The sequence below is a fragment of the Pseudomonas sp. ENNP23 genome (genome assembly GCF_001728945.1).
Lineage (GTDB): Bacteria > Pseudomonadota > Gammaproteobacteria > Pseudomonadales > Pseudomonadaceae > Metapseudomonas > Metapseudomonas otitidis.
Genome location: NZ_LYSP01000006.1, coordinates 152,168 through 162,330 on the forward strand (window position 1 = coordinate 152,168; position 10,163 = coordinate 162,330).

The window sequence follows — 10,163 nt, forward strand, 5'->3', positions numbered from 1 at the left end:
GGACCACGGGGCGCAATGCCCCGCCCGACACACAGCCAAGGAGAACAGCATGGGCATCAGTACCGTCGTCATCCTCTTCGTCGCCCTCGCGGTGGCCATCGTCTTCATGGGGTTCAAGATCGTGCCCCAAGGCTTCGAGTGGACCGTCGAGCGCTTCGGCCGCTACACCACCACCCTCAAGCCCGGCCTGAACATCATCGTCCCGGTGGTGGACCGCATCGGGCGCAAGCTCAACGTCATGGAAAGCGTGCTGGACATCCCCCCGCAGGAGGCCATCAGCGCTGACAACGCCATGGTGCAGATCGACGCCGTGTGCTTCTTCCAGGTGGTCAACACCGCCCAGGCCGCCTACGAGGTGAACAACCTCGAACACGCCATCCGCAACCTGGTGATGACCAACATCCGCACCGTGCTCGGCTCCATGGAACTGGACGCCATGCTCAGCCAGCGCGATGCCATCAACGAACGCCTGCTGCACACCGTGGATGAGGCCACCGCGCCCTGGGGCGTGAAGGTCACCCGCATCGAGATCAAGGACATCAGCCCGCCCAACGACCTGGTGGAAGCCATGGCCAGCCAGATGAAGGCCGAGCGCCTGAAGCGCGCGCAGATCCTCGAGGCCGAAGGCTCCCGCTCCGCCGCCATCCTCACCGCCGAAGGCCAGAAGCAGGCCGAGATCCTCCGCGCCGAAGGCCAGCGCGCCGCCGCCTTCCTCGAAGCCGAAGCCCGCGAACGGGCCGCCGCCGCCGAAGCCGAGGCCACCCGCGTGGTGTCCGATGCCATCGCCACCGGCAACGTCCAGGCGGTGAACTACTTCGTCGCCCAGAAGTACGTCGAAGCCCTCGGCAGCCTGGCCAGCGCCAACAACAGCAAGGTGATCCTCATGCCGCTGGAAGCCAGCCAGGTGATCGGCTCGGTCGGCGGCATCGGCGAGATCGTCAAGGCCACCTTCGGCGACAAGAAGGGCTGAACATGCTGGCGTACCTGCAGAACCTCGCCTTCTGGGACTGGCTGGCCCTCGGCACCCTGCTGCTGATCCTCGAAGTCTTCGGCGCCGGCGGCTACCTGCTGTGGATCGGCCTGGCCGCCGCCGGGGTTGGAGCCCTGGTGTTCTTCGTGCCGGACCTGCCCTGGCAGGCGCAATTCGTGACCTTCGGGCTGCTTGCCGTGGCCACCGCCGCCTACTGGTGGCGGCGCCAGCGGGTGGCGATCCGCACCTCCGATCAGCCCGGCCTCAACCATCGCGGCCAGGAGCTTCTGGGCCGACAGTTCACCCTGTCCCAGGCCATCGAAGGTGGGCGCGGCAAGATCCGCGCCGGCGACTCGGTGTGGCTGGTGGTCGGCCCGGACCTGCCGGCCGGCAGCCAGGTCCGGGTGGTCGGTCAGGACGGCGTGCTGCTCAAGGTCGAGCCCGTCCCAACGGACTGAGCCCCCCTTGCCCCGGCCCCGGCGGCTGGCGTCCAATAGCGCCTCACCGCCGAGGAGCCGCCGATGTCCCGCCCTGCCACCGCCCGCAAGCCCCGCGCCAGCAGCCAGTTGCGCATCGCCGCCATCCTCGACGCCGCCCGGGGCCTGCTCGCCGAACAGGGCGTGGCCAACCTGTCGATCTACAGCGTCGCCGAGCGGGCGGAGATGCCGCCCTCCTCCGTCTACCACTTCTTCTCCAGCGTCCCGGCGATCCTCGAAGCGCTGACCGCCGACGTCCACGCCGCCTTCCGCGCCAGCCTGCAGCAACCGGTGGACCACGCCGCGCTGCGCAACTGGCGCGACCTGTCGCGGATCGTCGAGGAGCGCATGCTGGCGATCTACGACGCCGACGCCGCCGCCCGCCAACTGATCCTCGCCCAGCACGGACTCACCGAAGTGACCCAGGCCGACCGCCAACTGGACATCGAGCTGGGCCACCTGATGCACGCCGTGTTCGAACGCCATTTCCCGCTGCCCGCCCTGCCCGAGGACCTGAACGTCTTCTCCCTGGCCATGGAGCTGGGCGACCGCGTCTATGCGCGCTCCGTGCAGCAGTACGGCCACATCACCCCGCGCCTGGCCGAGGAAGGCATGCGCGTGTTCGACGCCTACCTGGGGCTCTACCTGCCGCACTGCCTGCCCAAGCGCGACGTCATCCAGGACGCCTGAAAAGCCGATAGTTATCGAGCTAAAAGCCTAACCGTGCTGAACGAGCGCTAAAAATCCCTTTAAAAACGGATTTTTATCGAATATAACGATGCCATCCGCGCGACTGGACCGCGACCGATCGCACGGAATCCCCCGGAATGCCGATGAATATCCGGCACCGGCCCGCAACCGTTCGACGAGGTGTTCCATGTCCCGCATCGTTACCGTCGCCGCCACCCAGATGGCCTGCTCCTGGGATCGTGCCGCGAATATCGCCAACGCCGAGAAGCTGGTGCGCCAGGCTGCCGCCCAGGGCGCGCAGATCATCCTGATCCAGGAACTGTTCGAGACGCCCTACTTCTGCCAGAAGCCCAACGCCGACTACACCCAGTTGGCCACCCCGGTGGAGGCGAACGCCGCCATCGCCCACTTCAGCCGGCTCGCTGCCGAGCTCAAGGTGGTGCTGCCCATCAGCTTCTTCGAACGCGCCGGTCGTGCCCGCTTCAACAGCATCGCCATCCTCGACGCCGACGGCAGCAACCTCGGCGTCTACCGCAAGAGCCACATCCCGGACGGCCCCGGTTACCACGAGAAGTACTACTTCAACCCCGGTGACACCGGCTTCAAGGTCTGGGACACCGCCTACGCCCGCATCGGCGTCGGCATCTGCTGGGACCAGTGGTTCCCCGAGTGCGCCCGCAGCATGGCGCTGATGGGCGCCGAACTGCTGCTCTACCCCACCGCCATCGGCAGCGAACCCCACGACGCCACCATCACCTCCCGCGACCACTGGCAGCGCGTGCAACAGGGCCATGCCGGCGCCAACGTCATGCCGCTGATCGCCTCCAACCGCATCGGCCGCGAAGAGCAGGACGGCTACGCCATCACCTTCTACGGCTCCTCCTTCATCGCCGATCAGTTCGGCCGGAAGGTGGCTGAACTCAACGAGGTCGAAGAAGGTATCCTTGTCCACCGCTTCGACCTCGACGAACTGGAGAAGGTACGCACCGCCTGGGGCGTGTTCCGCGACCGCCGTCCTAACCTGTACTGGCCGATCGCGACCCTCGACGGCGAAACCCTCTCCGAATGACCGACCCGGCGCCGCAGGCCGGCCTCATCAACGGCCTGCGCCCTCCACCAAGGACCGCCCCATGAGCACCCCGATCCGCACGCCCCGCGCCGATGGCTTCCACATGCCCGCCGAGTGGGCGCCCCACACCCGCACCTGGATGGTCTGGCCCGAGCGCCCGGACAACTGGCGCCTCGGCGGCAAGCCTGCCCAGGCCGCCTTCACCGCCGTGGCCAAGGCCATCGCCCGCTTCGAGCCGGTGACCGTGTGCGCCTCCGCCGCCCAGTACGAGAACGCCCGCGCGCGCCTGGACGACGCCAACATCCGCCTGGTGGAGATCACCACCGACGACGCCTGGGTGCGTGACACCGGCCCCACCTTCGTCATCGACGACCAGGGCGAAGTGCGCGGCGTGGACTGGGCGTTCAACGCCTGGGGCGGCTTCGACGGCGGCCTCTATTTCCCCTGGCAGCGTGACGACCAGGTGGCCCGCAAGATCCTCGAGATCGAAGGCTGCGCCCGCTACCGCACCGAAGGCTTCGTGCTCGAAGGCGGCTCCATCCATGTGGATGGCGAAGGCACCCTGATCACCACCGAGGAATGCCTGCTCAACCGCAACCGCAACCCGCACCTGAACCGCGAGGAGATCGAAGCGGTGCTGCGCGACCACCTGGCTGTGGACACCATCATCTGGCTGCCGGATGGCCTCTACAACGACGAGACCGACGGCCATGTGGATAACTTCTGCTGCTACGTGCGCCCGGGCGAAGTGCTGCTGGCCTGGACCGACGACCCGGCCAACCCCAACTACCCGCGCTGCCAGGCCGCGATGAAGGTGCTGGAGCAGGCCCGCGACGCCAAGGGCCGCCAGTTGGTGGTGCACAAGATGCCGATCCCCGGCCCGATCCACGCCACCGAGGAAGAATGCGCCGGCGTCGACCTGGTGGAAGGCACCCAGGAACGCGACCCATCGATCCGCCTGGCGGGTTCCTACGTCAACTTCCTGATCGTCAACGGCGGCATCGTCGCGCCGAAGTTCGACGACCCGAAGGACGCCGAAGCCGAGGCGATCCTCAAGCGCCTGTTCCCGCAGCACGAGGTGGTGATGGTGCCCGGCCGCGAGATCCTCCTCGGCGGCGGCAACATCCACTGCATCACCCAGCAGCAGCCGGCACCGCAGAAGCGCTGAGCCACCGCTGGATGAACGAAGCCCCGCGAATGCGGGGCTTTTTCATTCCGGCACAAGACACTTTCCTGTGGGAGCGGTTTCGTCGGGCAGCCCCCTACACCCCGGGGGCGCACCGTGCGTCGTCACGAATGCGTTCCCACGCGGATCGGTTTGTAGGGGCGAATTCATTCGCCCAAGGACCGCGCAGCGGTCCCCAACGAACGAGCCCCCGCAAACGCGGGGGCTCTTCATGTCGGTACAAGGCACGTTCACGTGGGAGCGGATTCATCCGCGAAGGACCGCGCAGCGATCTCCGCCTCCCCCCACGATCACGCCCCGCTGCCTCACAGCTTGGCGATGGACACCTCGGTGGACTTCACAAAGGCGATCACCTCGGAGTCGATGCCCAGCTCCAGCTCGCGCACGGAGCGGGTGGTGATCACCGAGGTGACGATGCCGGCGGCGGTCTGCACGTCGATCTCCGACAGCACCGGGCCTTCGATGATTTCCTTGATGGTGCCCTTGAACTGGTTGCGCACGTTGATGGCTTTGATGGTCATGGCGTTTTTCCTTGGCTCGGGGTCGTGGGATGAAGATCAGAGTGCCCAGCGCAACTGCGTGGGCAGGGGTGAAACAGGCTCGGGTTCCGGCGGCGGGGCCGGCTGCGACAGCACGCGCTCGAGGACCTGGGCCTCCAGCGCCGCCAGCCGGGCCGAGCCACGGGTACGCGACCGGGGCAGGTCGACCGTAAGGTCGAGGCCGATGGCACCGTCTTCGATCAGGATCACCCGGTCGGCGATGGCCACCGCCTCGTTCACGTCGTGGGTCACCAGCAGCACGGTGAAGCCGTGCTGCTGCCAGAGCCGCTCGACCAGTTGCTGCATCTCGATGCGGGTCAGCGCGTCCAGCGCGCCCAGCGGTTCGTCCAGCAGCAGCAGGCGCGGCTGGTGGATCAGCGCACGGGCCAAGGCCACGCGCTGCTTCTGGCCGCCGGACAGCGCTGCCGGCCATTCCCGGGCGCGGTCGGCCAGGCCCACCGCTTCCAGGGCGTCCAGGGCCTTGGGCCGCCAGTTGCCGGAAAGGCCGAGGCCGACGTTGTCGATCACCCGTTTCCAGGGCAGCAGGCGCGCGTCCTGGAACATCAGCCGGGTATCCTCGCGGGCCTCGGCCAGAGGGGCCGAGCCGGCCAGCAGTTCGCCCCGACTGGGCTGGTCGAGCCCGGCCAGCAGGCGCAGCAGGGTGCTCTTGCCGCAGCCGCTGCGGCCGACCACGGCGACGAACTGGCCGGCGGGGATCAGCAGGTCGATGCCCTTGAGCACCTCCCGCTCACCGAAGGATTTGCCGATGCCCTGCACCACCAGGGGAATGCCGCGCTTGAGGTGCTGCGGCGTGGACAACGCATTCATGCCGCACCTCCCTTGGCCTGGTAGGCCGGGTGCCAGCGCAGCCACAGGCGCTCCAGGCCACGGGCGGCGAGGTCGGCCAGCTTGCCGAGCACCGCGTAGAGCAGGATCGCCAGCACCACCACGTCGGTCTGCAGGAACTCCCGGGCGTTCATCGCCAGGTAGCCGATGCCGGAACTGGCCGAGATGGTCTCGGCGACGATCAGCGTCAGCCACATGAAGCCGAGGGCGAAGCGCACCCCCACCAGGATCGAGGGCAGCGCGCCGGGCAGGATCACCTGGCGGAACAGGCCGAAACCGGAAAGGCCGTAGCTGCGCGCCATCTCCACCAGCGCCGGGTCGACGTTGCGGATGCCGTGGTAGGTGTTGAGGTAGATGGGGAACAGGGTGCCGAGGGCGACGAGGAAGATCTTCGCCGACTCGTCGATGCCGAACCACAGGATCACCAGCGGGATCAGCGCCAGGTGCGGCACGTTGCGGATCATCTGCACCGAGCTGTCGAGCAGGCGCTCGCCCCATTTCGACAGGCCGGTGATGAAGCCCAGCAGCAGGCCGAGGCCGCCACCGATGGCGAAGCCGATGCTGGCGCGCCAGCCGCTGATGGCCAGGTGGGTCCAGATCTCGCCGCTGGCCACCAGTTGCCAGCCAGCGGTGACCACGGCGCTGGGCGCCGGGAGGATGCGGGTGGAGAGCAGGCCGGTCTCGACGGCGATCTGCCAGGTGGCCAGCAGCACGAAGGGCAGTGCCCAGGGCGCCAGGCGCTGGAGGATTGATTGCAGGTTCATCGGGGCGTCCTCAGCTCTGCGAGACCTTGAGGCGACGCTCGGGCAGCGCCTCGTTGGCCACCATCTCGCCGAAGGGGCTGACGAAGGCCAGGCCATCGCTCGCTTGCGGGCGCGCCACGTCCAGGTGGGGGAACAGCAGTTCCGCCACGCGGTAGGACTCTTCCAGATGCGGGTAGCCGGAGAAGATGAAGGTGTCGATGCCCAGGTCCGCGTATTCCCTGACCCGCGCGGCCACGGTGGGGCCATCGCCCACCAGTGCGGTACCGGCACCGCCGCGCACCAGGCCGACGCCGGCCCAGAGGTTGGGGCTGACCTCCAACTGGTCGCGCTTGCCGTTGTGCAGGGCGGCCATGCGTTGCTGGCCGACCGAGTCGAAGCGGGCGAAGGCCGCCTGGGCCTTGGCGATGGTGGCGTCGTCGAGGTGGGCGATCAGGCGGTCGGCGGCAGCCCAGGCTTCTTCATTGGTTTCGCGCACGATCACGTGCAGGCGGATGCCGAAGCGCACGCTGCGGCCGAGCCGGGCGGCTTTCGCGCGCACCTGCTCGATCTTCTCCTTCACGGCGGCCGGTGGCTCGCCCCCGGTCAGGTACAGCTCCACCTGTTCGGCGGCCAGGTCCTGGGCGGCCTCGGAGGAACCGCCGAAGTACAGCGGCGGGCGCGGTTGCTGCAGCGGCGGGTAGAACAGCTTGGCGCCCTTCACCTGGATGTGCTTGCCGTCGTAGTCGACGGTCTCGCCCTCCAGCACGCGGCGCCAGATGCGGGTGAATTCGACGGAAGCCTCGTAGCGCGCCTCATGGTTCAGGTGCAGGCCGTCGCCGGCCAACTCGTCCGGGTCGCCCCCGGTCACCAGGTTGAACAGGGCCCGGCCGCCGGAGAGGCGGTCGAGGGTGGCGGCCTGGCGTGCGGCGACGGTGGGCGAAATGATCCCCGGGCGCAGGGCGACGAGGAACTTCAGGCGCTGGGTCACCGGGATCAGCGAGGCGGCGACCAGCCAGGAGTCCTCGCAGGAACGGCCGGTGGGGATCAGCACGCCGCCGAAACCGAGGCGGTCGGCGGCCTGGGCGATCTGCTGCAGGTAGCCGTGGTCGACGGCGCGGGCGCCTTCGGATGTGCCGAGGTAGTGGCCGTCGCCGTGGGTCGGCAGGAACCAGAAGAGGTTGAGGCTCATCGCAATAACTCCAGGGTGAGGGCGCCGGCGTGGCGTAGCCGCGCGATGATGGTCCGTGTGCGCTGGCAGGGCCTTCCCCGCGCCGTGCGGGCGCGGGGAAGGCGTGGGTCAGGGTTGCTGGGCGACCTTGGCGGGCGGCGTCCAGATCACATCCTTGATGCTGAGTTTTTTCGGGATCAGCTTCAGGTCGGTGAAGGTATCGGCGATCTTCTGCTGCGCCGTGACCACCTCCGGGCTGAGGAACTGGGCGCCATAGCCCTGGCGCTTCACCGCGATGGCGGTGATGTCCCTGGGCAGGCCGAGCAGCGGTGCGACCTGCTCGGTCACCTTGTCCGGGTCGGCCTTGGAGTCCTCGCCCACGGCGCGGACCTCTTCCACCAGGGCGCTGATCACCTGCGGGTGCTGGGTCGCGTAGTCACGGGTGGCCAGGTAGAACTGGTGGTTATCCACAAGCTGGCTGCCGTTGCGCAGGGTGCGTGCCTGCAGTTGTTGCTCGGCGGCGGCCTGGAAGGGGTCCCAGATCACCCAGGCGTCGACGCTGCCACGCTCGAAGGCGGCGCGGGCATCGGCCGGGGGCAGGTACACGGGCTGGATGTCGCTGTACTTCAGGCCCGCCTCTTCGAGGGCGCGGACCAGCAGGTAGTGCACGTTGGAGCCCTTGTTCAGAGCCACCTTCTTGCCGGCCAGTTCCTTGACCGACTGGATCGCCGAATCCTTCGGCACCAGGATCGCCTCGCTGGTGGGCGCCGGCGGTTCGTAGGCGACGTAGAGCAGGTCGGCGCCGGCGGCCTGGGCGAACACCGGCGGAGTCTCGCCGGTAACGCCGAAGTCGATGGAGCCGACGTTGAGGCCTTCCAGCAGCTGCGGGCCGCCGGGGAACTCGGTCCATTTGACGTCGATGCCCTGGGCGGCCAGGCGCTTCTCCAGGGAGCCCTTGGCCTTGAGCAGCACCAGGGTGCCGTACTTCTTGTAGCCGATCCGCAGGGTCTCGGCCTGGGCCTGGGTGATGGCGCCGAATGCCAGGGCCGCGGTGAACAGCGCAGCCAGGCTCCGACGCAAAGTGATGGTGCGCATGGCGCTCTCCTCGTACTTCGCTCGTGCTTGTGTGCGCCTGCTCACCTCGTTGGCGGGAGAGTAAGGCCGGTTCGATGGCTCCACAGGGAGCCGGTGATAGGTGTCAGACGCTCCAGCGCGCGTGGCGCAGGGCGGTGGAGCATCAGCTCGGGCGGAGGCTGCCGGATAGGGGCGACCTCCTCCAGGCTCAGCGGTTGGGCTGCGGGGTCAGGCGCAGGTAGGGGCGTACAGCCTTGTAGCCACGGGGGAAGCGCTGCCTGATCTCGTCCTCGTCCTTGAGCGAGGGGACGATCACCACGTCGTCGCCGTCCTGCCAGTTGGCCGGGGTGGCGACCTTGTGGTTGTCGGTCAGTTGCAGGGAGTCGATCACCCGCAGGATCTCGTTGAAGTTGCGGCCGGTGCTGGCCGGGTAGGTGATGATCAGCCGCACCTTCTTGTTCGGGTCGATGATGAACAGCGAACGCACGGTGAGGGTGTCGTTGGCGTTGGGGTGGATCAGGTCGTAGAGGTCGGACACCTTGCGGTCGGCGTCGGCGATGATCGGGAAGTTGACCACGGTGTTCTGGGTCTCGTTGATGTCATCGATCCAGCGGATGTGGGAGTCCACCGGGTCCACCGACAGGGCGATGGCCTTGACGCCGCGGGCGGCGAATTCGTCCTTGAGCTTGGCGGTCAGGCCCAGCTCGGTGGTGCACACCGGGGTGAAGTCCGCCGGGTGGGAGAACAGGATGCCCCAGTTGCCGCCGAGCCACTCATGGAAGCGGATGCGGCCTTCGCTGGAATCCTGTTCGAAGTCGGGGGCGATGTCGCCGAGTCGGATGGTCATGGTGTGGCTCCTCTGTCGTGGGGTGGCGTTCCGTGGAGCTCACTATGCGCAAGGCTTTTGAAAATTAAAAAGAATAAATGACAATTTATTTATAACTTTAAAATCTATATAGATCGGCTCACTTCCCTCCCCGCAGGAGCGCGCGCTGCTCGCCAAATCCGTGCCCCGGACGACGGCCTTTCCTGGCTGCGTGGACCGGTTGGGGCGCCGTACCGCACGCCAGGCGAACGCCCTCCCAGCAGGCCAACGCCCTGCCCTCCCCCGAATCCCTGGCACAAAAAAGCCCCGCCTCCGCCAGGGGCGGAAGCGGGGCTCGATGACGCTGCTTACAGCAGCGGCAAGGTGTAGCTGACGATCAGGCGATTTTCGTCGATATCGTTACCGAAGTGAGTGGTTCGCACGGTGGCATTGCGCCATTTCACGCCCAGGTTCTTCAGCGGGCCGTCCTGGAACACGTAGGCGATGTCGGTGTTGCGTTCCCATTCCTTGCCATCCGGCTTGCCGGCGCCCAGGTCGACGTTGTCGCCGGAGAGGTAGCGGGTCATGAAGGTCAGG

General features: G+C 67.5%; 12 protein-coding genes. 5 read left to right on the top strand and 7 right to left on the bottom strand.

Translation table 11 applies throughout. The annotated features are described in order from the left end of the window. Positions 1-49 precede the first annotated feature (49 nt). The 5 genes from A9G05_RS05655 to aguA all read left to right on the top strand — a co-directional run bounded on the left by A9G05_RS05655 (position 50) and on the right by aguA (position 4,373). Positions 50-970 carry an SPFH domain-containing protein gene (locus A9G05_RS05655; protein WP_069560031.1) on the top strand — a complete coding sequence of 307 codons (921 nt, stop codon included), beginning with the start codon at positions 50-52 and terminating at the stop codon, positions 968-970. A gap of 2 nt (positions 971-972) precedes the next feature. Beyond that, positions 973-1,428: an NfeD family protein gene (locus A9G05_RS05660; RefSeq protein WP_069560032.1), complete on the top strand. Its 456-nt coding sequence runs from the start codon at positions 973-975 to the stop codon at positions 1,426-1,428. A 63-nt stretch (positions 1,429-1,491) separates the two neighbouring features. Further along, a complete protein-coding gene (locus tag A9G05_RS05665) occupies positions 1,492-2,136 on the top strand; it encodes a TetR/AcrR family transcriptional regulator (protein WP_069560033.1) in 645 nt (214 codons plus the stop codon). Between the two features lie 187 nt (positions 2,137-2,323). Continuing rightward, positions 2,324-3,205: an N-carbamoylputrescine amidase gene (gene aguB, locus A9G05_RS05670; protein WP_069560034.1), complete on the top strand. Its 882-nt coding sequence runs from the start codon at positions 2,324-2,326 to the stop codon at positions 3,203-3,205. Positions 3,206-3,266: 61 nt separating this feature from the next. After that, entirely contained in the window at positions 3,267-4,373 is a 1,107-nt protein-coding gene (gene aguA, locus A9G05_RS05675) for an agmatine deiminase (RefSeq protein ID WP_069560035.1), read from the top strand. Positions 4,374-4,696: 323 nt separating this feature from the next. Here the strand turns inward: aguA and A9G05_RS05680 are convergent, their stop codons facing one another. The 7 genes from A9G05_RS05680 to A9G05_RS05710 form a co-directional block, all read right to left on the bottom strand. Next, complete coding sequence (locus A9G05_RS05680; protein WP_069560036.1) at positions 4,697-4,912, bottom strand: molybdopterin-binding protein; 216 nt, start codon at positions 4,910-4,912, stop codon at positions 4,697-4,699. 36 nt (positions 4,913-4,948) lie between these two features. Further along, complete coding sequence (gene ssuB, locus A9G05_RS05685; RefSeq protein ID WP_069560037.1) at positions 4,949-5,758, bottom strand: aliphatic sulfonates ABC transporter ATP-binding protein; 810 nt, start codon at positions 5,756-5,758, stop codon at positions 4,949-4,951. Beyond that, complete coding sequence (ssuC, locus tag A9G05_RS05690) at positions 5,755-6,540, bottom strand: aliphatic sulfonate ABC transporter permease SsuC (protein WP_069560038.1); 786 nt, start codon at positions 6,538-6,540, stop codon at positions 5,755-5,757. The genes ssuB and ssuC overlap by 4 nt, the downstream gene beginning before the upstream one ends. Before the next feature lie 10 nt (positions 6,541-6,550). Beyond that, positions 6,551-7,708 (bottom strand): FMNH2-dependent alkanesulfonate monooxygenase, encoded by a 1,158-nt coding sequence (ssuD, locus tag A9G05_RS05695; RefSeq protein ID WP_069560039.1) that lies wholly within the window; start codon positions 7,706-7,708, stop codon positions 6,551-6,553. A 108-nt stretch (positions 7,709-7,816) separates the two neighbouring features. Continuing rightward, entirely contained in the window at positions 7,817-8,782 is a 966-nt protein-coding gene (locus tag A9G05_RS05700; protein WP_069560040.1) for a sulfonate ABC transporter substrate-binding protein, read from the bottom strand. Positions 8,783-8,969: 187 nt separating this feature from the next. Further along, positions 8,970-9,608 carry a peroxiredoxin gene (locus A9G05_RS05705; RefSeq protein WP_069560041.1) on the bottom strand — a complete coding sequence of 213 codons (639 nt, stop codon included), beginning with the start codon at positions 9,606-9,608 and terminating at the stop codon, positions 8,970-8,972. 326 nt (positions 9,609-9,934) lie between these two features. Next, positions 9,935-10,163, bottom strand: a 229-nt coding sequence (locus A9G05_RS05710) for an OprD family outer membrane porin (RefSeq protein ID WP_139131083.1), incomplete at its 5' end; no start/stop codon positions are given.